At 65.7% G+C, this 24,692-nt stretch carries 22 protein-coding genes; 10 read left to right on the forward strand and 12 right to left on the reverse strand.

The annotated features are described in order from the left end of the window. Nucleotides 1-118: 118 nt before the first annotated feature. The 9 genes from SALA_RS15600 to SALA_RS15640 all read right to left on the reverse strand — a co-directional run bounded on the left by SALA_RS15600 (nt 119) and on the right by SALA_RS15640 (nt 11,140). Nucleotides 119-2,152, reverse strand: coding sequence for a 3-hydroxyacyl-CoA dehydrogenase NAD-binding domain-containing protein (locus tag SALA_RS15600; RefSeq protein WP_011543334.1), 2,034 nt, complete (start codon nt 2,150-2,152; stop codon nt 119-121). 123 nt (nt 2,153-2,275) lie between these two features. Next, the gene (locus SALA_RS15605) at nt 2,276-3,478 is read right to left on the reverse strand and encodes a serine hydrolase domain-containing protein (protein ID WP_011543335.1); all 1,203 of its coding nucleotides are present in this window, start codon (nt 3,476-3,478) and stop codon (nt 2,276-2,278) included. Nucleotides 3,479-3,488: 10 nt separating this feature from the next. Beyond that, the gene (locus SALA_RS15610) at nt 3,489-4,292 is read right to left on the reverse strand and encodes an SDR family NAD(P)-dependent oxidoreductase (RefSeq protein WP_011543336.1); all 804 of its coding nucleotides are present in this window, start codon (nt 4,290-4,292) and stop codon (nt 3,489-3,491) included. Then, a complete protein-coding gene (locus tag SALA_RS15615) occupies nt 4,292-5,068 on the reverse strand; it encodes an SDR family NAD(P)-dependent oxidoreductase (RefSeq protein ID WP_011543337.1) in 777 nt (258 codons plus the stop codon). Before SALA_RS15615 ends, SALA_RS15610 begins: the two co-directional genes overlap by 1 nt. Further along, nucleotides 5,065-6,132 (reverse strand): phosphotransferase family protein, encoded by a 1,068-nt coding sequence (locus SALA_RS15620; RefSeq protein WP_041383445.1) that lies wholly within the window; start codon nt 6,130-6,132, stop codon nt 5,065-5,067. Before SALA_RS15620 ends, SALA_RS15615 begins: the two co-directional genes overlap by 4 nt. A gap of 148 nt (nt 6,133-6,280) precedes the next feature. After that, nucleotides 6,281-7,372 (reverse strand): Zn-dependent alcohol dehydrogenase, encoded by a 1,092-nt coding sequence (locus tag SALA_RS15625; RefSeq protein WP_011543339.1) that lies wholly within the window; start codon nt 7,370-7,372, stop codon nt 6,281-6,283. A gap of 51 nt (nt 7,373-7,423) precedes the next feature. After that, nucleotides 7,424-8,713: an acyl-CoA dehydrogenase family protein gene (locus SALA_RS15630; RefSeq protein ID WP_011543340.1), complete on the reverse strand. Its 1,290-nt coding sequence runs from the start codon at nt 8,711-8,713 to the stop codon at nt 7,424-7,426. A gap of 112 nt (nt 8,714-8,825) precedes the next feature. Next, nucleotides 8,826-10,286, reverse strand: a complete 1,461-nt coding sequence (locus SALA_RS15635; protein WP_049754687.1) for an MFS transporter — start codon at nt 10,284-10,286, stop codon at nt 8,826-8,828. Continuing rightward, nucleotides 10,283-11,140: an SDR family NAD(P)-dependent oxidoreductase gene (locus SALA_RS15640; RefSeq protein WP_011543342.1), complete on the reverse strand. Its 858-nt coding sequence runs from the start codon at nt 11,138-11,140 to the stop codon at nt 10,283-10,285. Before SALA_RS15640 ends, SALA_RS15635 begins: the two co-directional genes overlap by 4 nt. 170 nt (nt 11,141-11,310) lie before the next feature. Here SALA_RS15640 and SALA_RS15645 point away from each other — a divergent pair, with 170 nt between their 5' ends. From SALA_RS15645 to SALA_RS15660, 4 genes are all read left to right on the forward strand, one after another. Further along, nucleotides 11,311-12,492 carry an acyl-CoA dehydrogenase family protein gene (locus SALA_RS15645; protein ID WP_011543343.1) on the forward strand — a complete coding sequence of 394 codons (1,182 nt, stop codon included), beginning with the start codon at nt 11,311-11,313 and terminating at the stop codon, nt 12,490-12,492. A 108-nt stretch (nt 12,493-12,600) separates the two neighbouring features. Next, nucleotides 12,601-13,719: an acyl-CoA dehydrogenase family protein gene (locus SALA_RS15650; protein ID WP_011543344.1), complete on the forward strand. Its 1,119-nt coding sequence runs from the start codon at nt 12,601-12,603 to the stop codon at nt 13,717-13,719. A gap of 156 nt (nt 13,720-13,875) precedes the next feature. Continuing rightward, nucleotides 13,876-14,679: an SDR family oxidoreductase gene (locus SALA_RS15655; protein WP_011543345.1), complete on the forward strand. Its 804-nt coding sequence runs from the start codon at nt 13,876-13,878 to the stop codon at nt 14,677-14,679. 93 nt (nt 14,680-14,772) lie between these two features. Further along, a complete protein-coding gene (locus tag SALA_RS15660) occupies nt 14,773-15,291 on the forward strand; it encodes a hypothetical protein (protein WP_011543346.1) in 519 nt (172 codons plus the stop codon). A 110-nt stretch (nt 15,292-15,401) separates the two neighbouring features. On the opposite strand, the gene ppc is transcribed toward SALA_RS15660, so the two are convergent. The 3 genes from ppc to SALA_RS15675 all read right to left on the reverse strand — a co-directional run bounded on the left by ppc (nt 15,402) and on the right by SALA_RS15675 (nt 19,210). After that, nucleotides 15,402-18,071, reverse strand: coding sequence for a phosphoenolpyruvate carboxylase (gene ppc / locus SALA_RS15665; RefSeq protein ID WP_011543347.1), 2,670 nt, complete (start codon nt 18,069-18,071; stop codon nt 15,402-15,404). Between the two features lie 65 nt (nt 18,072-18,136). Then, nucleotides 18,137-18,562 (reverse strand): YbaY family lipoprotein, encoded by a 426-nt coding sequence (locus tag SALA_RS15670; protein WP_011543348.1) that lies wholly within the window; start codon nt 18,560-18,562, stop codon nt 18,137-18,139. An 81-nt stretch (nt 18,563-18,643) separates the two neighbouring features. After that, nucleotides 18,644-19,210 (reverse strand): HNH endonuclease, encoded by a 567-nt coding sequence (locus SALA_RS15675; protein ID WP_011543349.1) that lies wholly within the window; start codon nt 19,208-19,210, stop codon nt 18,644-18,646. Between the two features lie 170 nt (nt 19,211-19,380). On the opposite strand from SALA_RS15675, the gene gluQRS reads away from it, so the two are divergent. The 6 genes from gluQRS (at nt 19,381) to SALA_RS15705 (ending at nt 24,683) form a co-directional block, all read left to right on the forward strand. Next, nucleotides 19,381-20,232: a tRNA glutamyl-Q(34) synthetase GluQRS gene (gene gluQRS, locus SALA_RS15680; RefSeq protein ID WP_153802726.1), complete on the forward strand. Its 852-nt coding sequence runs from the start codon at nt 19,381-19,383 to the stop codon at nt 20,230-20,232. A gap of 9 nt (nt 20,233-20,241) precedes the next feature. Then, nucleotides 20,242-20,466, forward strand: coding sequence for an HIG1 domain-containing protein (locus SALA_RS15685; RefSeq protein WP_011543351.1), 225 nt, complete (start codon nt 20,242-20,244; stop codon nt 20,464-20,466). A 136-nt stretch (nt 20,467-20,602) separates the two neighbouring features. Continuing rightward, on the forward strand, nt 20,603-21,184 hold the full coding sequence (locus SALA_RS15690; protein ID WP_011543352.1) for a cob(I)yrinic acid a,c-diamide adenosyltransferase: 582 nt from the start codon (nt 20,603-20,605) through the stop codon (nt 21,182-21,184). Between the two features lie 208 nt (nt 21,185-21,392). Beyond that, nucleotides 21,393-22,664 carry an ergothioneine biosynthesis protein EgtB gene (gene egtB / locus SALA_RS15695; RefSeq protein ID WP_011543353.1) on the forward strand — a complete coding sequence of 424 codons (1,272 nt, stop codon included), beginning with the start codon at nt 21,393-21,395 and terminating at the stop codon, nt 22,662-22,664. A 1-nt stretch (nt 22,665) separates the two neighbouring features. Continuing rightward, nucleotides 22,666-23,652 (forward strand): L-histidine N(alpha)-methyltransferase, encoded by a 987-nt coding sequence (gene egtD / locus SALA_RS15700; RefSeq protein ID WP_011543354.1) that lies wholly within the window; start codon nt 22,666-22,668, stop codon nt 23,650-23,652. Between the two features lie 164 nt (nt 23,653-23,816). Further along, the gene (locus tag SALA_RS15705; RefSeq protein ID WP_011543355.1) at nt 23,817-24,683 is read left to right on the forward strand and encodes a 3-hydroxyacyl-CoA dehydrogenase NAD-binding domain-containing protein; all 867 of its coding nucleotides are present in this window, start codon (nt 23,817-23,819) and stop codon (nt 24,681-24,683) included. The last annotated feature ends 9 nt before the right edge of the window (nt 24,684-24,692 follow it).

Consider the following 24,692-nt stretch of genomic DNA (forward strand, 5'->3'; position numbering starts at 1 on the left):
ATGGCCGCGGCGCTCGTGCGGCCATGAAAAGGCCGCCTGCCCCATGGTGGGACAGACGGCCTTTCTTTCATAAACCCGGTGCCCCGCGGAGGCGGCGACACCGGGTTTCACGAAGCGATCAGAAACCCGATTTCGCCTCTGCCTTCGCTTTCAGCAGAGGTGCGATCTCGAACCCGTGCTTTTCGAGCGCGGCGACGATCTTGTCGGTGCCTTCCAGCCCCGCCCAGAACATCGGGCCGCCGCGATAGACCGGCCAGCCATAGCCATAGATCCAGACGACATCGATGTCCGATGCCCGTTGCGCCTTGCCTTCCTCCAGGATCCGCGCACCTTCGTTGACCATGGGATAGAGGGTGCGCTCGATGATCTCCTGGTCGGTGATTTCGCGCTTTTCGATACCGGCCTTTTTGCGGAACTCCTCGATGATCTCGGCAACGCGCGGGCTTTCCGACGGGTTGCGTTTCTCGTCATAATCGTAAAAACCCGCCTGCTTCTTCTGGCCCCAGCGGCCCTCGGCGCACAGCGCGTCGCGGATGTTTTCGATGCGGTTCGGGTCGCGGTGCCAGCCGATGTCGACGCCGGCAAGGTCGCTCATCTGGAACGGCCCCATCGGCATGCCGAAATCGACATGAACCTTGTCGACCTGCGCCGGGGTCGCCCCTTCGAGCAGCAGCTTCATCGCCTCCATCTGGCGCGGTTTGAGCATCCGGTTGCCGATGAAGCCGTCGCATACGCCCGCAACCACCGCGACCTTGCCGATCTTCTTGCCCGTAGCCATCGCGGTCGCCAGCGCGTCGGGCGCGGTCTTTTCGCCGCGCACGACTTCGAGCAGTTTCATCACATTGGCGGGCGAGAAGAAATGCATGCCCAGCACGTCGCCGGGGCGGTTCGTCGCGGTCGCGATCTCGTCGATATCGAGATAGGAGGTGTTCGACGCGAGGATCGCGCCGGGCTTGGCGATCGTGTCGAGCTTGCCGAAAATGTCCTTCTTGACGTCCATATTCTCATAGACCGCCTCGATGATGAGGTCGCAGTCGGCCAGGTCGTCGAGGCTCAGCGAGGGGGTGATCAGTCCCATCATCTGGTCGACCTGTTCGGGCGTGAAGCGGCCCTTGGCGGCACTGGCGTCGTAATTCTTGCGCACGACGCCAAGCCCGCGGTCGAGCGCATCCTGCGCCATTTCGACGATCGTGCAGGGGATGCCCTTTTGCAGAAAGTTCATCATGATCCCGCCGCCCATCGTCCCGGCGCCGATGATGCCGACCTTTTTGACGTCGCGCAGCTTTGTGTCCTTGGGCAGGCCGTCGATCTTCGCCGCCTGGCGTTCGGCAAAGAAGATGTGGCGCTGCGCCGCCGACTGGCTGCCGAACATCAGCTTCATGAACTGCTCGCGCTCGAAGGCGAGGCCTTCGTCGAAGGGCAGCCGCGTCGCCGCCTCGACGCAGGCGAGGTTGGCGTAAGGTGCCTCGAACCCGCGCCAGCGCTTGGCATTGGCGGCCTTCAGCCGTTCGATCACCGCGACGTCGCCAAACACCGGGCGTTCGCGCGTCGGGCGCGGGCCGTCGGCGATCTTCGCGCGCGCAAAGGCGATGGCATCGGCGGCCAGGCTGTCCTCACCCGCGAGTTCATCGACCAGCCCCATCTCCTTCGCCTTGGGCGCCGGCACCGGATCGCCGGTCGAGGTCATCGTCGCCGCGGCTTCGACGCCGACGATGCGCGGCAGGCGCTGCGTACCGCCCGCACCGGGCAGCAGGCCCAGCTTGACTTCGGGCACGCCGAGCTTCGCCGAGGGAACGGCGATGCGATAATGGCAGACGAGCGCGGTCTCCAGCCCGCCGCCGAGCGCGGTGCCGTGGATCGCGGCGACGACGGGCTTTGAGGCCACTTCGATGCTGTTGAGCACCGCGTTGAAATCGGGACCGCGCGGCGGCTTGCCGAATTCGCTGATGTCGGCGCCCGCGATGAAGGTCGCGCCGGCGCAGCGCAGCACGATCGCTTTCACGCTGTCGTCGGCCAGCGCGGCCTTGAAATGATCTGCGAGCCCCTGACGGACGTGCCAGCTCAGCGCGTTCACGGGGGGGTTGTTGACGATGATGACGGCGATTTCGCCATCCTTTTCCATCGTGACGGAAATGGGGGTGTCTTCGGTCATGGGAGAACTCCTTCAAATAAGCCCGCTCGCATCGAGCGAAGTCGAGATGCCCCTCGGGCTAGGCGCCCGTTCGATGGGTGTCTCGACTTCGCTCGATGCGAGCGGAGAGGTGGTGTTGCATCTTCAGTCATCAATCGCGGCGTGGATCAGCGTCTTGACCTCGCGCCGCACGGGATAGGTGGAGGAGGGCATGAGCTGGGTCATGAACACCATGCAAATCTCTTCGACCGGATCGACGAAGAAGCCGGTCGAGAACATGCCGCCCCAGTAGAAATCGCCCGCCGAGCCGGGGATGCCCGCGCGCGCCGGATCGAGCGTGACCGCGAAGCCGAGCCCGAAACCGATCCCGGCATTCTCGTCCTCGCTGAACACGCCGACGCTGTGCTGCGTCAGGTCGCCGCCGCCGACGAGGTGGTTCGCGGTCATCAGATCGAGCGTCTTGCGGCTGACGATCCGCACATCGCCCAGCTTGCCGCCGCCGAGCAGCATCAGGCAGAAACGGTGATAGTCGTGGAGCGTCGAGGCAAGCCCGCCGCCGCCCGAATGAAAGCTCCTGTCCTTCGCCCAGCGGCTGCGTGCGCCTTCGTCAAAGCCCTGCATCCTGTCTTTCGGGTGAAAGGCATGGGCGTCGGTGAGCCGGTGCTGCTGGTCGGCAGCCACCTTGAATCCCGTATCGACCATGCCCAGCGGGCCGAAGATGCGCTCCTGCAAAACCTCTGCAAAAGGCTTGCCCTCGATGCGCTCGATCACCGCGCCGAGCACGTCGGTCGCCATCGAATAATTCCAGTGCGCGCCGGGGTCGAACTGCAGCGGGATTTTCGCGAGCGCGGCGATGAAGCTGTCCATCGTATAATCGGCGTCGAAATCGTCGATCCGTGCCTTGCGATAAGCGGCATCGACCGGGGTACGCTCCTGAAAGCCATAGGTCAGGCCCGCGGTATGCCGCAGCAGGTCGACCATGCGGACCGGCTGTGCTGGCGGGCGCGTCAGGAACGGCACATTGCCGCCGCCCGCGACGAACACGCCGGTGTCCCTGAACTCGGGGCAGAACTTCACGAGCGGATCGGACAGCGCGACCTTGCCCTCTTCGACCAGCATCATGAAGGCGATGCTGGTGATCGGCTTGGTCATGCTCGCGATGCGAAAGATCGCATCGTCTTTCAGCGCTTCGCCCGGCCGCGCCTCGCCGATGCCCGACTGGTGCGCGATCTCGCCGCGCCGCGACACCAAAGTCGCGGCGTGCGGCAGACGGCCGGTGCTGACATATTTGGCTTCGAGAAAAGCCGGAATGCGGTCGAGCCGCGCCGTGTCGAAACCGTGACCCATATCTATCCTGTCAATGCGAAGTCTGGCCAAGCAACTGGCGCGTCACCGGATGCGAGCTGGTCAGTCCGCCGTCAACCGCAATCGCCTGTCCGTTGACATAGCTCGCCTGATCGCTCGCGAGGAACAGCGCGACATTGGCGAGCTCCTCGGGTTGTGCCGCGCGTTTCAGCGGATTGAGCTGGCCGAGCTTGTGGGTCACCTCCTTGGCGCGCGCATAGTCGAAGGTCGGCTTGGTCATTCCCGTTTCGGTCAGGCCGGGGCAGATGGCGTTGACGCGCACGCCGCTGCCGGTCAGTTGCTGCGCGGCGACCTTGGCGAGGTTGATGACCCCCGCCTTCGACGCCGAATAGGCGCCCGGACCCGCGCCCGAATTGATCCCCGCGACGCTCGCGGTCAGCACGATCGCGCCGCCGCGCCCCTGATCGACCATCGCCTTGCCGGCATGTTTCACCATCAGCGCGGGGCCGATCAGGTTGACGCGCAAAGTTTCGGCCCAGGCCGCGGGGTCGAAATCGAAAATGCCGCCCATGTCGCCGATGATCCCGGCGTTGGCGAAGGCGACGTCGAGCCCGCCGAAGCTTTCCTTTGCGGTCGCGACCATCGCGGCGACATCGGCTTCGACGCCCGCGTCGATTTCCATCGCGATCGCCTCGCCCCCCGCATCCTTCACCATTTGCGCGGTTTCGTGCACCGCCGCGCTCTTGTCGCCGATGACGAGCTTCGCCCCTTCGGCAGCAAACCGCAGCGCGCTCGCGCGGCCGATGCCGCTGCCCGCGCCCGTGATGATCGCAACCTTGCCGTCCAACGCGCCCATCATGCGCCTCCCGAAATCGTGGCCCCGCCATCGCAAACGATGGTCTGGCCGGTGGTAAAAGCCCCCGCCTTGCTGGCGAGGAACACCGCGGCGCCCGCGATCTCGTGCGGTTCGCCGATGCGCTTCAGCGTCGAGGCGGCGGTCGAGCGTTTGAGATTTTCGGGATTTTCCCACAAGGCGCGCGCCATGTCGGTACGGATCAGCCCCGGCGCGATGCAATTGACGCGCACGCCCCTCGGCCCGAACTCGACCGAAAAATTGCGCGCGACCTGCATGTCGGCGGCCTTGGAAATCCCGTAAGCGCCGATGATCGGCGATCCTTTCAGCCCGCCGATCGAACTGATGATCGTGATCGACCCGTCGCCGCGTTCGAGCATTTCGGGCGCGACCATGCTGATCAGCCAGTGGTTGGACAGGATATTATTGTCCATGATCTTGCGGAACTGCTCGTCGCTGATGCCGAGGCCGGGGCCATAATAGGGGTTCGACGCGGCGTTGCAGACGAGCGCGGTGATCTTGCCGAAGGCGGCGCGCGTCTCGTTGACGAGGTTCTGAAGATCATCCTTCGACGAGATGTTCGCCGCGACCGCAATCGCGGTGCCTTCGCCGAACCGCGCGTTGATCTCCGCCGCGGTGGCGTCGCACGCATCTTGCTTGCGGCTCGAAATCACGACCTTCGCGCCCTGTTCGGCCATCGCTTCCGCCGTCGCCTTGCCGATGCCGCGCGACGATCCGGTGATCAGCGCGACCTGGCCGGTCATGTCGAACAGGCTCATGCCCCGGCCTTTCGTGCAAAGTCCCACGCGCGTGCGGCCAGCGGCTGCACGCGCTCCGACATCGCCTTGGCATGAGCCGACGAGGCGGTGCCGTCGATGACGCGCTTCTTGATACCCTGCATGATCCCGGCGAGGCGGAAGAAATTATAGGCGAAATACCAGTTCATGTCGGGCACCCCGTCGCGGCCGGTGGCGGCGCAATAGCGCTGGACCATCTCGTCGAGTTCGGGGATGCCGAGCGCGGCGCGGTCGAGGTCCATGACCCCTGAACGCCCGCCATTTTCCGTCACCCACGCCATCGCGACATAGGTGAAATCGGCGAGCGGATCGCCCAGCGTCGACAGCTCCCAGTCGAGCACCGCCAGAACCTCTGGCCGGTCCTTGGCATAGATCATGTTGTCGATGCGGTAATCGCCGTGGACGACGCTGGTGCGCGTCTGTTCGGGCAATGTGGCAGGCAGAAAGGCGATCAGCCGTTCCATCTCGTCCATCGTCTCGGTCTCGGCGAGCTTGTACTGCTTCGTCCAGCGATCGACCTGGCGCCCGAAATAATTGCCGGGCTTGCCGAAATCGGACAGCCCCGCCGCCTCGACGTCGACCTTGTGCAGCGCGGCGAGCGTGTCGATCATCGCCTCATAGGTCGCGCGGCGGTTCTCCGGCGTCGATCCGGGCATCGACCCGTCCCAGATCGTCTGCCCATCGACCATCGCCATCACATAGAACCAGCTGCCGATCACATTGTCGTCGGTGCAAAGCCCATATTGGCGCGCGACGGGAAAGCCCATCTTATAGAGGCCGGCCTGCACCTTATATTCGCGGTCGACCGCATGGGCGGAGGGGAGCAGCGGGCCAAAGGGCTTGCGGCGCAGGACATAATTTCCCGATGGCGACGAGATCTTGTAGGTCGGGTTCGACTGGCCGCCGGCGAACTTGCTCTGCGTCAGCGGGCCTTTGAACCCCTCGACATTCGTTTCCATCCACGCGGTCAGCTTCGCTTCGTCGAGCACGTCCGCCCCTTCGGGCGCGACGGTGCCGCTGAAGGCCTTTTGGGCGTCAAGAGTCATAAGCCCCTCCCCTTTAGGGGAGGGGTTGGGGTGGGGGCCATCGGCCTTGCGCAAGGCCGATGGCCCCCACCCGCTGCGACTAAGCCAGCAAGCTGGCAAGTCTCGCTGCCCTCCCCTGAAGGGGAGGGCGAAGAGATGCGCCCCGCCATCATTGGTCGAATACGATCACCGATCGTGCGGCGTCGCCCTTCTTCATCTTGTCGAATCCCTCGTTGATGCGGTCAAGCGGGATCGTCTCGGCAATGATCGAATCGAGGTCGAGCAGCCCGCGGAGGTAGAAATCGACGAGTCGCGGGATGTCGACCGGGAAGCGGTTGCCGCCCATGATCGCGCCCTGCAGTTTCTTGCCCGAAAGCAGGTCCATCGCGCCGAGCCCGACCTTTTCGTTGAGCGGCATCATGCCCAGGATCGTCGCGGTGCCGCCGCGCCGCAGCGACGCGACCGCGAGGCTCGCCGAGGCGGGGCGCCCGACCGCCTCGATCGCATGATCGACGCCGCCTTTGGAGATTTCGACGATCTGCTTCGCGGCATCGTCCGACAGCGCATCGACGACGTCGGTGGCGCCCAGCTTCTTCGCGAGTTCGCGCTTCTCGGGAATCGGATCGGCGGCGATGATGCGTCCGGCGCCCGCTATCTTCGCCGCGTTGATGGTGGCGAGACCGACGCCGCCGCAACCGACGACCGCGACCGTTTCGCCCGGCGTGACCTTGCATGCGTTGAAGATTGTCCCGGCACCCGTCGTCACCGCGCAGCCGATCACCGCCGCGCGATCGAGCGGCATTTCGGGATCGATCGCGACGCAGGCATGTTCGTGGACCAGCATCACCTCCGAAAAGGCACTGAGATTGAGCATCTGGTTCACCGGCGACCCGTCGGGGCGCGTGATCCGCGATGCCGATCCGGCGGGGCGCCGCGTGTCGCCGCCCATGCACAGCGACATACGCCCGGTGACGCAGAACTCGCAGTGGCCGCAAAAGGCGCTGAGGCAGGTGACGACCGCATCGCCGACCTTCACCGTGCGCACCTCGCTGCCGACCGCCTCGACGATCCCCGCGGCTTCGTGGCCGGGGATCGCGGGCAGCGGATGCGGATAGGCGCCGTCGATGAAATGCAGGTCCGAATGGCACAGGCCGCACGCCGCGGTGCGGATGCGCACCTCATGCGGGCCGGGCTTGTCGACGACGATATCCTCGATGACGAGCGGCTTGCCCGGTTCGATCAGGATCGCGGCTTTGGTCATTTATAGCTCCGTATCATTCCCCCTCCCGCAAGCGGGAAGGGGGGGGCGTGTTTACCGCGAAACCCCGATGTCGCCCGACGAAAAACCGGGGTCGGCCGCGGGCGAATGTTTCGCGAACTCGATTCGCGCGATTGCGCGGGCGTGCACCTCGTCGGGGCCGTCGGCGATGCGCAGCGTGCGCTGGTGCGCATAGGCCTTGGCCAGCCCGAAATCCTCGCTGACGCCGCCGGCGCCATGCGCCTGAATCGCGTCGTCGATGATTTGCAGCGCCATGTTCGGCGCCTGCACCTTGATCATCGCGATTTCGGCGGCGGCCGACTTGTTGCCGATCTTGTCCATCATGTCGGCGGCCTTCAGGCAGAGGAGGCGCGTCATCTCGATATCGATACGCGCGCGCGCGATCCGCTGTTCCCAGATGCTCTGCTCGGCGATCGTCTTGCCGAAGGCGACGCGCGACTGGAGCCGCTTGCACATCTTTTCCAGCGCCTCTTCGGCGACGCCGATCGTGCGCATACAGTGGTGGATGCGACCCGGCCCCAGACGGCCCTGCGCGATTTCGAAACCGCGGCCTTCGCCGAGCAGCATCGCCTCCTCGGCATTGACCCGGACGTCCTTCAGCTCGATTTCCATATGGCCGTGCGGCGCATCGTCATAGCCGAAGACGGGCAGGTGGCGCTTGATCGTGACCCCCGGCGCGTCGAGCGGCACGACCAGCATCGACTGCTGCGCGTGACGCTTGGCGCCGAAATCGGTCTTGCCCATCACGATCGCGACCTTGCAGCGCGGATCGCCCGCGCCCGACGACCACCATTTGGTGCCGTTGATGATATAATCGTCGCCGTCGCGCTCGATCCGCGTCTCGATATTCGTCGCGTCGGACGAGGCGACCGCGGGTTCGGTCATCAGGAAGGCCGACCGGATCTCGCCGTTCATCAGCGGCTTCAGCCATCTGTCCTTCTGCGCGCGCGTGCCGTAACGGTGGAACACCTCCATATTGCCCGTGTCGGGCGCCGAGCAGTTGAAGACCTCGCTCGCAAAGCCGATGCGCCCCATTTCCTCGGCGCACAGCGCATATTCAAGATTGGTAAGCCCCGGCCCCTCGAACTCGAAAGTGTCGTCGACATGGTGGTGCGCGGCGCTGCGCGGCGGCATGAACAGGTTCCAGATGCCCGCGGCCTTCGCCTCGGCCTTCAGATCCTCGACGACCTGGATGACCTTCCAGCGATCGCCCGCCGCATCCTGTTCATAATAGGTCGGCACCGCGGGGCGGACCTTGCGTTCGATGAACTCGCGCACACGGCCCTGCCAATGCGCCTGCCGTTCGGTGAGATCGAAATCCATGCGATGCGTCCTTTCCCTTTACGTTCACGTAAACCTTTGGACCGATTCGGCGGGCTTGCCAAGTCCTGCGGTCCGAAAATTACCTCATTTGGCCACGCCGCGCAGTTTTCTCTCACGGGTGCGCGCCGCTTGCGTCGGGTTCGGCGCGCGCCGCGTCGCTCAATATCGCCAGCCGCGCTTCATGGTCGGCGCGCGAGATGGGAAAGCGGCGCATCACGATCAGCCCCAGCGTCCCGATGACGAGGATCGCGAGCGCATAGCCGAGCGCGAGATTGCCGAGCACGTCCGCGCCGACCTCGCCCGGCTTCGCATTTGCCGGAAAGGCCGCGAGCGACAGGATCAGCCCCGCGACAAAGATGCCGATGCCCGTCGCGCATTTCTGCATGAAGAAATAGCCGGCAAAGAACAGGCCTTCGGACCGTCGCCCCGTCTCGCTCTGCGACGCCTCGACGACATCGGCCATCATCGACGACGACAGGATCATCAGGATGATCGAAAATGTGTTGCTGACGAACACCAGCGCGAACATCGCGGGGACGCTGGGCTTGCCGGGCAGGCCGGGGAAGATGCCCTGAATCCAGGCGAAATAGATACCGCTGTTGACGAGCAGCGCGACCGCGCCGGCAAAGATCGCACCGTCGCGCTTGCCGAGCCGAGCCGAGATCGGCGCGACGAGGATGAACGCCGCGAGCATCGTCGCAAAGAGCAGGAAAACATAAGCGACCATCTCGCCCTGCGTGAACTGCCAGAAAAAGCCGAGCAGATAATTGTTCATGGAAAAGGTGATGCCCTGATTGACGAAGCCGAACAGCGCCGCAAAGATCAGCCACAGAAAGGCGCGGTTCGACAGCGTATCGCGCATTTCGCCGAGCACTTTGCGCAGCGTTGTTTTGGCTTTGACATCGGCGACGTTCGACACCGCGATGCGCTTGTGCTGCCCCGCCGCCGACAGCATCACCGCCCCCGTCATCAACAGTGCGCCGGTCAGCGCATAGGGGAAATAGCCGTCGGGATCGACGAGCCCCTTTGCGCCGCCGAAAAAGACGCCGTAAGCGAGCAGCAGGATCAGCAGCCCGCCGCCCCAGCCGAACAGGAAGCGGTATCGCATCACCGCGGTGCGCTCGTCATAATCGGCAGTGAGTTCGGGGACGATCGCGACCGAGGGCACTTCGCACATCGACACGAGCGAGCGGACGATGATCGCAAAGCCGATCAGCCAGGCGACGGTCATCGTGTCGCTCATTGCTGGCGGGTTCCACAGCAGCATCCACATGATCGCCAGCGGAATTGGCGCGCCGTAAAGCCACGGCAGGCGGCGGCCCCAGCGGCTGCGCGTGCGGTCGGTCAACTCGCCGATCACCGGGTCGACAAAGGCATCGGCGATCAGCGCGACCATGATCGCAAGCCCGACGATCCCGGCGTCGAGCCCGATCACCTGATTATAGAAGAGCAGCAGGAAGGTCGAAAAGCCGTTGTCCTTGACGCCATAGGCGATGCTGCCCAGCCCGTGCGTGACCTTCAGCCAGACGGGCAGGCGTTCGGGGCGTGGGACCGCGGCCATCGCCGCGCTCACGCTGGCGCTCCGGCCTTGGCAGCCTCCTCCATCTGCGCCAGCGCGTCGAACATCCCCGGTGTTTCGGGGTCCCAGGCGTGGCGCTGGCCGATCGTCAGCCCGCCGTCGACGAGCAGATGCGTGCCGGTCATGAAGCTCGACTCGTCGCTCGCAAGATACGCCACGGCGTTGGCAATGTCCTCGGGCTGGCCGCCGCGCGCGACGGGTTGCGCCTGCGCGCTCATCCCGGCGATGATCGCGTTCGCCTCTGCCTTCATCGCGTCGGGCACGTCGAGCGACGCGGCGAAGATATTGGTGTTGATGAAGCCGGGGCAGATTGCGTTCACCCGGATGCCATATTGCGCCAGATCGGTCGCGGCGACCCTGGTCAGATGCAGCACGCCCGCCTTGGCCACCGCATAGGCGGTGGGCGAATAGCCGGCGCCCAGCGCCGCAACGCTCGCGGTGTTGACGATGCTCGCGCCCTTGCGGCCCTTCATGTGCGGCGCAGCATAACGGATACCCATCGCGACCGATTTCAGCACCAGGTCCATCGTCGCATCCCAGCCCTCGGGCGTAATCTCGTCGATTGGCGCGCGGTCGCCGCCCGCGGCGGCATTGTTGAAGACGATATCGATACCGCCCGCCTTCGCCGCGGCGGCATCCATCAGCGCCTCGATATCGGACGGAACCGTGACGTCGCAGCGCACGAAGTCGATCCTGCCGTTCGACGCGTCGGCGAGCGCGCGGCCGCCCGCTTCGTCGATGTCGGCGGCAAAGACATGCGCGCCTTCGCCCGCGAGTTTGAGCACAGTCGCCTTGCCGATGCCCGATGCCGCGCCGGTGACGACGGCGACTTTGCCTGCGAATCGCATATCCTGCTCCCGTTTTCTTTTGCCACTTAGCTTAGGCGCGCCGAATGCCGCGTCAACGCCGGTCGATTCGACGCTACGGCGCCGTAGCGGCAGGCGTCGACGCCCAAGTTGACGCTTGCGTAAAGCGGCGAAGCGGACGTAGGTTTGCGCGCAGAAGAGGAGCCAAAAGGATGAGCGAACTGGACGCGTTCCGCACCGAGGTGCGCGCATGGCTGGCGGCGAATTGCCCCCCCGAAATGCGTGAGCCCGTGCGCGACGAGGATGATGTCTGCTGGGGCGGGCGCAAATGGGTGTTCAAGAACGACGCCCAGAAGGCGTGGCTCGAAGCCTGCGTTTCCAAGGGCTATACCGTCCCTGACTGGCCCAAGGCCTATGGCGGCGCGGGCCTCACCCCCGAACGGACCAAGATCCTCAAACAGGAAATGAAGCGCATCCATGCCCGCTCGCCGCTCGACAGCTTCGGCATCTGGATGCTCGGCCCCGCGCTGCTCAAATTCGGCACCGAGGAGCAGAAGGTCCATTATCTGAACCAGATCGCGCGCGGCGAAATCCGCTGGTGCCAGGGCTATAGCGAACCCGGCGCGGGCAGCGATCTCGTCAGCTTGCAGACCTTCGGCGAGGACAAGGGCGATCACTGGGTCGTCAACGGCTCGAAGATCTGGACCAGCTATGCCGACAAGGCCGACTGGATCTTCTGCCTCGTCCGCACCGACAAGACGAACAAATATCAGGGCATCACCTTCATGCTTTTCGACATGGAGAGCCCCGGCGTCACCACCAAGCCGATCCTGCTGATCTCCGGCAACTCGCCCTTCTGCGAGACTTTCTTCGACGATGTGAAGGTGCCCAAGACGCAATATGTGGGCGAGATCAACCGCGGCTGGGACGTCGCCAAATATCTGCTCGGCCACGAACGCGAGATGATTTCGGGCGGCGGTGCGGGCGGCGACATGGTCAGCGTCGGCGCGCTCTTCGCGAAATCGCTCGGGCTCAACGACCGCGGCGAACTCGACGACCCCGTCCTGCGCGCCGAAATGGCGGCGTTCGACACCGACGTCTTCGCCTATCGCGCGATGGGCGAGCGCTTCATGGACATGTGGAAGACCGGCCGCGCGCATCCGGCCAGCTCGAACATGATGAAATATGTCGGGACCGAGCTCAACAAGCGTCGGCACGAACTGGTGATGGCGGGCGGCGGCAGCGACGCGCTCGAATGGGACAGCGCCGAAAGCAGGGGCGGCGCCCGCGCGCGCAGCTGGCTGCGCACCAAGGCCAATTCGATCGAGGGCGGGACGAGCGAAGTCATGCTCAACGTCATCGCCAAGCGCATCCTGGAATTGCCGGGGGCGTAACGACTCGTCGCCCCAGCGAAAGCTGGGGCCGCTATCGGGACAGAGCGGTGTTGGCCGCCAACGATCCCAGCTTTCGCTGGGATGACGACAAGAGAGATTGGGACAGATATGCCGCTCTATCACAATGACGACCAGGCGATGCTCAAGGACAGCGTCGCGCCCTTCGTCGCCGAACAGGCGCCGGTGTCGCACCTGCGCAAGCTGCGCGACAGCGCCGACGCCACCGGCTTCTCGCGCGACCTCTGGGCGCAGTTCACCGAAATGGGCCTGCCGGGGATGCTCGTTGCCGAGGAGCATGGCGGGCTCGGCATGGGGCATATGGAGGCGGGCATCGTGCTCGAGGAAATCGGCCGCAACCTGACCCCCTCACCCTTCCTGTCGACCAGCGTCGGCGCGGTCGCCGCGCTGGCCAAGGCAGGCGGAACGCAGGCCGGCCGCTGGCTCCCCGCCATCGCCAGCGGTGAAGCGATCGTCGCGCTCGCGATCGACGAAGGCGCCAAGCACCGCCCCGACCGCATCGCCACCACCGCGACGCGCGCCGGAAACGGCTTTCGGTTGGACGGCAAAAAGAGCTTCGTCCTCCACGGCCATGTCGCCGACATGAGCATCGTCGCGGCAAAGACCGACGGCGGCATCACCCTGTTCGCGGTGCCGAAGGACGCGAAAGGCCTGACCGCCGATCCGCGCCGCCTCGTCGATTCGAGCCTCGCGAGCCATGTCACCCTCGACGGGGTCGAGGTCGATGCCGACGCGGTGATCGGCGAGGTCGATGCCGGCGGCGAGATTCTCGACGCGCTGCTCGCAGCCACCCGCACCGGGGCGGCTGCCGAAATGGTCGGGGTGGGGCAGGGGGCGATGGACATGACCGTCGCCTATCTCAAGGAACGCAAGCAGTTCGGGCGTCTGATCGGCGAGTTTCAGGGCCTCCAGCACCGCGCCGCGCATCTCTATGGCGAGATGGAAGTCGCGCGCGCGGCGGTGATGAAGGCGCAGCAATTGCTCGACGAGGGCAGCGAAGGCGCGAAGCTGATGGTCTCGGTCGCGAAAGCCAAGGCCGGGCGCGCCGCCAACCTCGCGGTGCGCGAAGGCGTGCAGATGCACGGCGGCATCGGCATGACCGACGAATATGACATCGGGCTCTATATGAAACGCGACCGTGCGCTGGCGGAATATATGGGCGATGTGCATTATCACATCGACCAGGTCGCGCGGATGAACGGCTACTAAGGTGCAATCACGCCCTCCCCTTCAGGGGAGGGCAGCGAGACTTGCCAGCTTGCTGGCTTAGTCGCAGCGGGTGGGGGCCAGAGGCCTTGCGCTACGCCGCGAGCCCCCACCCCCAACCCCTCCCCTGAAGGGGAGGGGCTTAGAAAGGATAACGCCATGAACCTCACTGACATGTTCGGCCTCGACGGCCGCATCGCCCTCGTCACCGGCGGCTCGCGCGGCATCGGCAAGATGATCGTCGAGGGCTATCTCGCCGCGGGCGCCGCGCGCGTTTATATCTCGGCGCGCAAGACCGCGCAGATTGAGGAAGCCGTCGCCGATTTCGAAACGCGCTATCCGGGCAAGGTCATCGGCCTACCCGTAGACCTCTCGACGGTCGAGGGCTGCCGCGCGCTCGCCAGAGAACTCGAAGCGCGCGAGGAGCGCCTCGACATCCTCGTCAACAATGCCGGCGCGGCGTGGGGCGAACCCTTCGAGGGCTTTCCCGAAGCGGGCTGGGACAAGGTGATGGACATCAACGTCAAATCGCCCTTCTTCCTGACGCAGGCGCTGCATGGGTTACTCAAGGCTGCGGGCACGCACGAACGCCCCGCCAAGGTCATCAACATCGGCTCGATCGACGGGATGCGCCTCAATCCGTGGGAAACCTACAGCTATCATGCGTCGAAAGCCGCAATCCTCTATCTCACCAAGCGCCTCGCGGCGCGCCTCGTCACCGACCATATCCTCGTCACCGCGATTGCGCCGGGCGCCTTCCAGTCGGACATGAACAAGGCGGCGCGCGACCATGGCGACGCGGTCGCGAAGAGCATTCCGGTGAAACGCATCGGCGTGCCCGAGGATATGGCCGGCGCTGCGATCTATCTCGCGTCGAAGGCGGGCGATTATGTGGTGGGCGACACGATCACGGTCGACGGCGGGCTGGTCCACGGCGATCTGAAGACCAGCATCGACGCCTGATCCAAGCCCCTCCCTTTCAGCGGAGGGCGTGGACCAATTGACTCGTTCATCGCCAAGGTGTATTATTCAACTAATGCACCAAGGAGACGTGTCATGCGTTTTGCGTATCTGATCCTCCCGATGATGCTCCTCGCCGCCTGCGGGTCGGAGGAGAAGCGGACCGCCGATCGGCCGGAGGTCACGATCAATGCCGGCGACGACCAGGGCGGGGTCGTGGTCAAGGCGGGCAAGGACGGCGGCAATATCAAGATCGGCGGCAAGGGCGCCTCGATCGACATCGACATCCCCGATTTCGTCGACCTCGATGTCGAGGGCGATTTCGACATCGACGGCGTCAAGCTTTACCCTGGCAGCAAGGTGACCACGGTCGACGTCAATGCGACCGAAAAGGACGGGCTGGACAATACGACGGTCAAGCTCGGCTTCACCGCGCCCGCGGCGCCCAAGGTCGCCGCCGACTGGATGGCGGCCGAATTCGCGAAAAAGAGCGTTCAGGTCACGCGCACCGGCGACACGCTCGCGGGCAAGGACAAGGACGGCGATGCCTTTACGATCAAATTCGGGCCGGACGGCAAAAATGCCAAGGGCGAGGTGCTGATCGTCAAGCGGTGATCGCCGCTTTCCTCATAATCGTCACCCCGGCGAAGGCCGGGGTCTCACCCTATCGTGTTGAGGCACCGGCGAGATCCCGGCCTTCGCCGGGATGACGGAAGGAGAGGAGTCTACCCGCTGTTCCTCAGCGCCGTCGCAATCGCGTTGATCGTCAGCTGGATGCCCTCGGCGATGCGCGGATCGGTTTCGCCCGCGCGGTGGCGCTTCATCAGCTCGATCTGGAGCAGGTTGAGCGGTTCGATATAGGGCAGGCGCAGCCGGATCGACGCCTCGAGCGCCGGGTTCTTCTCGAGCAGCCGTGTCTGGCCGGTGATCTCGAGCAGTCCGTCGTGCGCGCGGTTCCACCCGTCCTTGATGCGACCGAAGATCGCGTCATGTCCGTCGATCTGGCTCGCCAGCCCCGCATAGCGCGCCGCAATCCCCATGTCGGACTTGGCGAGCACCATCTCCATATTGCCGAGCAGCGCGGCAAAGAAGGGCCAGCTCGCCGCCATGTCGGTCAGCAGCGCCTTGTCCGCGAACGCCGCGAAGGCTTCGCCCGTGCCGTACCAGCCGGGCAGCATCGTGCGCGCCTGCGCCCAGCTGAACACCCAGGGAATTGCGCGCAGATCCTCGATCGCGGTCGATTTGGTGCGGCTCGACGGCCGCGACCCGATCTTGAGCGTCGCAATCTCGGCGATCGGCGTCATCGCGCGGAAAAAATCCCTGAACGCCGGGGTATCGTAAACCAGCCCGCGATAGGCGGCGAAGGCGGTGTCCGACAGCGCGTCCATCGCCGCGGTAAAGCGCTCCGCTTCCTTCGCGCCCATCGCCTCGGGCTCGAGGCTCGCGAGCAGGCTCGCCGACACCATCGCTTCCAGATTGGTCGCCGCGCTGTCGATCGTGCCATATTTCGCCGCGATCACCTCGCCCTGTTCGGTGATGCGGATGCGTCCCTGCACCGTGCCCGCGGGCTGCGCGCGGATCGCGGCAAAGGCGCTGCCGCCGCCGCGCCCGACCGCGCCACCGCGGCCGTGGAACAGCTGCATCGCGGTGTCGGCTTGCTCGAACACCGGGGTCAGCGCCGCCGACGCCTGGTGCAGCCCCCAGGTCGACGTCAGATAACCGCCGTCCTTGTTCGAATCCGAATAGCCGATCATCACTTCCTGATGTCCGCGCGCAGCGACATGCGGCGCGATTTCGGGCAGCGCGAAATAGGCCGCCATGATCGCGGGCGCGTCATCGAGGTCGGCGATCGTCTCGAACAGCGGCACCACCATCAGATTGTCGCGGCTCTCCGCCGACCACAGCCCGCCCTCGCGCGCCAGCACATGGACTTCGAGCAGGTCGGACAGGCTTTCGGCCTTGCTGATGATCCACTGGACGATCGCGTCCTTGCCCAGCCTCTTGCGCACGTCGGCGGCGGCGTGGACGATCGCGAGTTCGCCCGCCGTCTCCTCGCTCCATTCGTGCCACGGCGCGGCGAGCGGGCGGTTGACGCCAAGCTCCTTGCGCAGCAACGCGACGCGCGCCGCTTCGTCGAGCGTCAGATAATCGGCTTCGACCCCCGATATGTTGAACAGTTCGGCGAGCACGCGTTCGTGGACCGCGCTGTTCTGCCGCATGTCGAGCGTCGCCAGATGGAATCCGAACACCTCGACCGCGCGGATCAGCCGCCCGAGCGCACCGATTCCGGCGAGCTGGCCCTTGCCGCTCGCCGACAGGCCGCTGGCGATGGTGACGAGGTCGCGGCGGAAATCGCCGGGCGCGGCATAGGGTTCGCCCTTCAGCGCGCCGGGGCGCGGGGGCGGCTTGCCGGTGATCGCGGCGTAAGTCGCCGACAGCCGGGCATAGATGCCCGACAGCGCGCGGCGATAGGGTTCGTCGCTGCGGCTCGGCGCGGTGTCGCCGCTCGCCTCGGCGAGGGCTTCGACCGCGTCGGTCACTGGCGCGAGCGTCGACGATACCGACAGTTCGGCGCCGAGCGCATGAACCTGGTCGATATAATGGCCGATCACCGCCGCGGCATTGCGGCCCGTCGCCATGCGCAGCGTTTCGGCGGTGACGAAGGGATTGCCGTCGCGGTCGCCGCCGATCCAGCTGCCGATGCGCAGGAAGCTCGCGGGGCGCTGCCCCAACTCCTTTTCCCAGCGCGCATAAAGTTTGGGCACCACGGGCAGGAAGACGTCGCGCAAATAGGTGAGCGCATTGTCGATCTCGTCGGCGACGAACAATTTCTGCGTGCGCAGCGGGCGCGTCTGCCACAGCAGCACGACCTGCCGCCGGATCGCGTCCTCGACCACATCGCCTTCGGGTGTTTCGTCGAGGCCCGCATCGCGCATCCGCATCAGTTCGGCGATGCGGTTCTTGTGGTCGAGCATCGACTTGCGCCGCACCTCGGTCGGGTGCGCGGTGAGCACCGGCGCGATCAGCGCCGCGTTCAGCAGCGCCGCGACTGCCGCGCTGTCGATCCCGTCGGCTTTCAGCTTTTCCAGCGCCGCCGCAACCGTCGCTTCGGGCTCGGCGGCGATACCCTGGCGGTCTTCGGCGAGGTTGGCGAGCATCGAAAAGAGCATGAAACCGCGGACGAAGGCGATGGTGTCGTCGAGGCTCAGCGCATCGAGTCCCGGATCGATCGCCTCCGCCCCCGCGATCCCGCGGTGCCTGTCGACGCTCGACGAGCGGATATATTCGGTCTGGCGGAACAATTTGTCGCCGCCATAGGCGCGGATGACGTCGCCGAGGATCCGCCCGAGATAGCGGATGTCGGGATTCTGCGAGATCTGGATCGGTGGGCCCATGCGCCCAGCTTGCTGCACCTGCGAAGGCCGAGGGTCAAGCCGCGCATAGCTATGCTTGGGTTAGTTCAATGCGTTTTGACCAGCATCAACATGCCCATATCGATCACGCGGCGGCCATCGAACGGAACATTGTTGCGCGTGTCGGTGATGAACATCAGTCGCCCCGACGCGTCGCTGATGCGCGCCGACACGGCGTAACTGTGGCGCGGGTCGAGCTGGCGCTGATCGACCGTCAGCGAAAAGGCAAAGGGCACCTGCCGGCCGTCGGCGGTGAAGGATTGCCGAGCGACCGTCGTCGATGGCGCATCGGCCAGGCTGACGTCGGCAAGGGCGATTTCGACCCGCGCCGTCGGCGGCAACGCGATGCGCTCGCGATAGGTGATGCTCCCGGTGACGGTCACGGGCTGCTCGGCGGGCGGGATTGTCGCGCAGGCGGCGAGCAGCGGGGCGGCGACCATGCCGACGGCGAGCATTCGGGTGACGCGAACCATGATGTGTCTCCTTTTCCGATGGTTGGCGCGCGCCTAATGCCATCGAGGTGAACCCATGCTGTCGCGCCCGTCGTGCCGCTGTCAGCCTTCGAGTTCAACATCCCAGTACAGCCAGTCGATCCAGCTCGTGTGCAGATAGTTGGGCGGGAACGCCCGGCCATTGTCCTGCAGCTGCCAGCTCGTCGGGCGCCACGGCTGGCGATGGAGCGGCATATGCGCCTGTTGTGGCGTTCGGCCACCCTTCTTCAGGTTGCACGGGGCGCAGGCGGTCGTGACATTCTCCCACGTCGTGCGCCCGCCCAATCGCCGCGGCACGACATGATCGAAGGTCAGATCCTTGCCCGACCCGCAATACTGGCACGCAAAACGGTCGCGCAGGAACAGGTTGAACCGCGTGAAGGCGGGATGCTCCGACGGCTTCACATATTGGCGCAGCGCAATGACGCTGGGGATCGGCATCGTCCGCGTCGGCGAATGAATCTCGCGCTCGTAATTCTCGACGATGGTGACGCGGTCGAGGAAAACCGCCTTCACCGCGGTCTGCCAGGGCCAGAGGCTCAAGGGATAATAGCTCAGCGGCGTATAGTCGGCGTTGAGAACGAGCGCCGGACAGCTATCGGGATGCCGGGCAAGATCGGGATGGAACATGGCTAGGTAACGCTGCCCCCATTTCTTCACGGGATGGCGCGCCACTGCCTCCCGCGCGTGACACCATCATTACATGCCGCATCAGATTCTGGCGTCAAGGGCCTTCTGCCCGCAAGATATGGAATGATTCGCTTTGACTCGCCACAGTATATGGGTTGATGGCACCGAAGATGCTGACCCGCTTCGCCCCCAGCCCGACCGGCGAGCTGCACCTTGGCCACGCCTATAGCGCGGTTCTGGCGCACCATGCCGCACGCGCGGCGGGCGGGCGGTTCCGCATCCGCATCGACGACATCGACGGCAGCCGGTCGCGCGAAGCCTATGTCGATGCCGCGCTTGCCGACCTTGCGTGGCTCGGGATCGGCCGGGACGGCGATCCGGTGCGCCAGTCCGACCGGCTCGGCGATTATGCCGCGGCGCTCGACGATCTCGACGCGCGCGGCCTTGTCTATCCCTGTTTCTGCACGCGCGCCGACATCGCCGCGAGCCTGTCGGCGCCGCACGGGCCGTCCGGCGCCATCTATCCCGGCACCTGCCGCGATCTGCCCGCCGCCGAGCGCGCGCGGCGCAGGGCGGCCGAACCCCATTGCTGGCGGCTCGACATGGCGCGCGCCGTCGCGCTGGCGGGCGAACTCGACTGGGAAGAGGTGGGGCAGGGGATGCGCCGCGCCGACCCCGCGGCGCACGGCGATATTGTGCTCGCACGCAAGGACGCGCCCGCGAGCTATCATCTGGCGAGCACGCTCGACGACGCCGCGATGGGGGTTACGCATGTCATCCGCGGCGCGGACCTTGTCGCCGCGACCGACATCCACCGGCTGCTCCAGGCGCTGCTCGGTCTCGCCACGCCTGCCTATCGCCACCATGCGCTCGTCTGCGGCGTCGACGGCAAAAGGCTCGCGAAGCGCGACGCCGCCGCGTCGCTCGCGTCGCTGCGCGCCGCAGGCGTCGACGGAGCCGCGCTCGCTGCCGATTTGCGGTGCGGACGGCTTCCCGCTGGATATTCGCTGCGAATGCCCTAAATAGGGCTTATGGAAATCCTGCTCGTCCTTGGCGTCGTCATCGCCGCCGGTCTCGTCCTGTTCGCGCTCGCACGCGGGCTTTTCCATTTCTCGCAGGGGCACCGTGCACAGATGGACGGCACGGTGCAGGAAAATCACCTGATGCAGAACCGGATGATGATGGCGCGCGTCAAATGGCAGGCGATCACCATCATCCTGCTCGTGCTCATCGGCGTATTCGCCGCGGGCAGTTGATGTCCCTCTGACCTGTTTGTTTCCGTTCGTGTCGAGCGAAGTCGAGACACCCCGAAGGCAAGGCTGACCGCTGGGCATCCCGACGTCGCTCGATGCGAACGGGACAGGATGACCGGCAGACCTCTGGATTAAGCGCATGGTCAAGCTCAACAAAATCTACACGCGCACCGGCGACGACGGCACCACCGGCCTGGTCGGCGGATCGCGCATCGCCAAATCGGCGCCGCTGATGGCGGCGATCGGCGACGTCGACGAAGCGAACAGCTGGGTGGGCCTCGCCGCGGTCGCGCTCGATGAAGCGCCCGACGCGGCGGCGATGCTCACGCGCATCCAGAACGAGTTGTTCGATCTTGGCGCCGACCTCGCGACCCCGCCCGACGCCGAGCGCGGCTTCGGGCCGCACGACATGGCGCTGCGCATCGTGCCAGGCCAGATCGCGCGGCTGGAGGAGGAAATCGACGCGATGAACGCCGCGCTCGACGCGCTCAAAAGCTTCATCCTGCCGGGCGGCAGCGAAGCCGCGGCGCGGCTCCATCTTGCGCGTGCCGTGACGCGCCGCGCCGAGCGGTCGGCGGTCGCCGCAGCGGCGGATCGCGCTCTCAACCCGCTCGCGCTCACCTATCTGAACCGCCTGTCGGACCATCTGTTCGTGCTAGCGCGCTCCATCAACGGTGCAGCGGGCGGCGACGTGCTGTGGAAACCCGGCGCGACGCGCTGACGTCCCGCTCTCCACCCTGCTCGTCATCCCGGCGAAGGCCGGGATCTCGTCGTAGCAGCTGGACGCGCCGGGGGATTCCGGCCTTCGCCGGAATGACGATGTGAAATGGGGCAGCATGTTCCCTAAATGTTCTGGACAAGCCGCCGCGGCATAACGATAATCCGTTGAACCGCGAAACCGAATCGCACTTCCAGGGATTGTTTACAGCATGGCCAGCCGCACCGACGCTTCGACCTGCTCCGACCCGATCGAGGCACTGACCGGGCGCTTCGCGGCGACGCGGCGGCTGTCGCTCGATCTCGTCGCGTCGCTTTCCGACGCCGACGCCAGCGCGCAGTCGATGCCCGACGCCTCGCCCGCCAAATGGCATCTCGCGCACACCACATGGTTTTTTGAAACCTTCGTGCTCCGCGACCATGTGCCGGGTTATGCGCTTTTCGACGACCGCTTCCCCTATCTCTTCAACAGCTATTACGAGGCCGAAGGGCCGCGCCACGCGCGCCCGCAGCGGGGCCTGTTGACGCGCCCGTCGCTGGACGCGGTGCGTGCATGGCGTGCGCATGTCGATGCGGCGGTGGCGGACGCCTTGCCCGGCCTGTCCCCTGCGGCGCTCGCGCTGGTCGATCTCGGCATCCACCATGAACAACAGCATCAGGAACTGCTGCTCACCGACATCAAGCATCTCTTCGCGCAGAATCCGCTCGGCCCGGCGGTGTGGCCGCGCGACCATGCAAGCGCGAGTAAAGTTGCGCAGTTTTCCGCCATGAAATGGATCGAGGGCAAAGCCGGTATCGCCGCGGCAGGACATGATGGCGACGGCTTTGCGTTCGATTGCGAAGGTCCGCGCCACGACGCGCTGCTGACCCCGCACGCGCTCGCGAGCCGCCCTGTCACCAACGGCGAATGGCAGCAGTTTATCGACGACGGCGGCTATCGCACCCCCTCGCTCTGGCTCAGCGACGGCTGGGCGTGGGTGCAGGCGGAGGGCATCGAGGCGCCCGCCTATTGGCGCGATCGGCGATATTTCACCCTCGCTGGATGGCAGGACATCGACCCTGCCGCGCCGGTGACGCACATCGGTTTTTTCGAGGCCGACGCCTTTGCCAGCTGGGCGGGCGCGCGCCTGCCGACCGAGGTTGAATGGGAAGCGGCGGCGGCGGTGCTCGATCCGAACGGCGGCGACCAGCTCGATGCCGCCGGTCCGGTGCAACCTGCGGCGGCCGGCGGCGACACCGGATTGCAACAGATGTTCGGCAGCGTCTGGGAATGGACCGGCAGCGCCTATCGCCCCTATCCCGGCTTCCGTGCCGCGCCCGGCGCGGTCGGCGAATATAATGGCAAGTTCATGAGCGGCCAGTTCGTGCTGCGCGGCGGCAGCTGCGCCACCCCGCGCGGTCACATGCGCGCGACATACCGCAATTTCTTCTACCCCCACCAGCGCTGGCAGTTCACCGGCGTGCGGCTCGCAAAGGATCTCTGACATGGGTGTTGTGCGTCAACTTCGGCAGATTTCCGAGGATGATACGGGGGTCGACGTCGCCTTCCGCGCCGACGTCCATGCCGGGCTGTCCCAGACGCCCAAGGCAATCCCCGCGCGCTGGTTCTATGACACAACGGGCTCGGCGCTGTTCGAGGATATCACCGCGCTCCCCGAATATTATCCGACGCGCAGCGAGACGGATCTGTTGACGCGGCACGCCGCCGACATCGCCGCGACGATCGGGCCGGGCCGCGCGGTGGTCGAGCTGGGATCGGGCAGTTCGACCAAGACGCCGCTGCTCCTTGCAGCCATCGACCCCGCGGCCTATGTCCCCGTCGACATTTCGGGCGATTTCCTGCGGGACAGCGCCGAGGCGCTCGCGGCGCGCTTTCCGCGGCTCCCCGTCTATCCCGTCGAAGCCGACTTCACACAGAAGGTCGCGCTGCCGCGCGAAATCTGCGCGCTGCCCAAGCTTGGCTTCTTTCCCGGCTCGACGATCGGCAACATGGTCGCACGCACCGCGGTCGACCTGCTGCGCAACTGGCGCGCGGCGCTGGGCGACGGGTCGCTGATGCTGATCGGCATCGACCGGATCAAGGATATTGCGGTGCTCGAACGCGCCTATGACGATCCGGCGGGCGTGACCGCGGCCTTCAACCTCAATCTGATCGAGCGCATCAACCGCGAGCTTGGCGGCGACATGGCGCTCGACAATTTCACGCACCGCGCGGTCTGGAACGACACGCATGCGCGCATCGAAATGCACCTTGTCGCCATGTGCGACATGGACTTCACCGTCGATGGCCAAGCCTATCATATGGCAAAAGGCGAAACGATCCACAGCGAGAACAGCCATAAATATGGCCCGCGCGACGCCAATCTGCTGCTCCGCGCCGGCGGTTGGACTCCCATCGCGACGTGGGACGATGCCGACCCGGCCTTCGCGCTGATCCTTGCCGAAGCGACCGAGTTTCGCTCGGCCCCCTGATCCGCGCCTCTTGACGGAGACGGTCGATCACGTAGGGCAACCATCCATATCGCCATCCCGGCGAAGGCCGGGATCCCGCCGTTTCCGTAAGACGCACGGGCGAGATTCCGGCCTTCGCCGGGATGATGGATAGGGTCTCGGGATTTCTATTGGAGAATAAGGGCATGATCGTCGGCGTTATCGGGGCAGGGCAGATGGGCGCGGGCATCGCGCAGGTGTCGGCGGGGGCTGGGCACGACGTGCTGCTGGCCGACATTGACCTCGCGCGCGCCGAAGCCGGCAAGGCGGGCATTGCCAAGGCGCTCGGCCGCCTCGTCGCCAGGGAGAAGATGGCGCAGAGCGACGCCGATATGCTGCTGGCCCGCATCACCCCCGTCGCCGACCATGCGGCTTTCGCCCCCTCCGATCTGGTGATCGAGGCGGCGACCGAGCGCGAAGAGATCAAACGCGCCATCTTCGCCAGCGTCGGCGAGCATCTTTCGGCCACCGCGATCCTCGCGAGCAACACCAGCTCGATCCCGATCACCCGCCTCGCGCAGGCGGCGCCCGATCCGGCACGCTTCATCGGCGTCCATTTCTTCAACCCGGTACCCGTCATGGGCCTGATCGAACTGATCCGCGGGCTCGCGACGAGCGACGACACGCTGGCGACGGTCGAGGCCTATGGCCGCGGGCTCGGCAAACAGATCGTCCACGCCAACGATGCGCCGGGCTTCATCGTCAACCGCGTGCTGATGCCGCTGATCAACGAAGCGATTTTCGCGCTGGGCGAGGGCGTCGCGACGATGCAGGATATCGACGCCGGTTGCCGCCTCGGCCTCAATCACCCGATGGGGCCGATCACGCTCGCCGATTTCATCGGCCTCGACACCTGCCTCGAAATCATCCGCGTGCTGCAATCGGGCACCGGCGACCCCAAGTTCCGCCCCGCGCCGCTGCTCGTCCAATATGTCGAGGCCGGCTGGGTCGGCAAAAAGGCCGGGCGCGGCTTTTACGACTGGACCGGTGACAAACCCGTGCCGACGCGCTGAGGGCGGCCC

The sequence above is a fragment of the Sphingopyxis alaskensis RB2256 genome (assembly GCF_000013985.1).
GTDB lineage: Bacteria > Pseudomonadota > Alphaproteobacteria > Sphingomonadales > Sphingomonadaceae > Sphingopyxis > Sphingopyxis alaskensis.